The organism is Mesorhizobium sp. M7A.F.Ca.CA.002.04.1.1, assembly GCF_004022805.1.
GTDB lineage: Bacteria > Pseudomonadota > Alphaproteobacteria > Rhizobiales > Rhizobiaceae > Mesorhizobium > Mesorhizobium ciceri.
Genome location: NZ_RZPL01001279.1, coordinates 1 through 535, shown reverse-complemented (window position 1 = coordinate 535; position 535 = coordinate 1). Strand labels below are relative to the sequence as shown.

The following is a 535-nucleotide window of genomic DNA, read 5'->3' as shown; positions in this document are numbered from 1 at the left end:
CAGTGTCACCATACTCTCCTCCTGTCACTGTTACTGGTGGTAAACGGCTTGCCAGACGCGGTTGCGGATGCTCATGAACTCCGCCGAAAGCCGGATTTCCTCGGTTCTTGGGTAAGGCAGGCCGACGTCGATGATCTCCTGCAGCCTGCCGGGCCGCGCCGCCATGACGATGACGCGGTTGGCGAGGTAGACCGCCTCGTCGACATCGTGGGTGATGAACATCACGGTGCGCCGCTCCCGGCTCCAGGTGTCGAGCAACTGGTCCTGGAGCTGCACGCGGGTCAGTGCGTCGAGCGCCCCGAAGGGCTCGTCCATCAAAAGGATCGAGGGATCGACCGCATAGGCCCGGGCGATCGCGCAACGCTGCTTCATGCCGCCCGAAAGCGTCTTCGGCAGCGCGTCGGCGAAGTCGCCAAGGCCGACGAGATCGATGAAACGCTCGGCGATCTGCCGGCGGCGCGAAGCTTCCTCGCCCTTGATGCGCAGCCCGAACTCGACGTTCTGGCGTACGGTGAGCCAGGGAAACAGCGCGTAT

Annotated in this window: 1 protein-coding gene; it reads right to left on the bottom strand. The window is 64.1% G+C overall.

What is annotated here, in order from left to right; translation table 11 throughout:
• Window positions 1-30 precede the first annotated feature (30 nt).
• Window positions 31-535 (bottom strand): ABC transporter ATP-binding protein (locus ENZ75_RS33785; protein ID WP_164888279.1); only part of this gene is annotated, 505 nt, incomplete at its 5' end.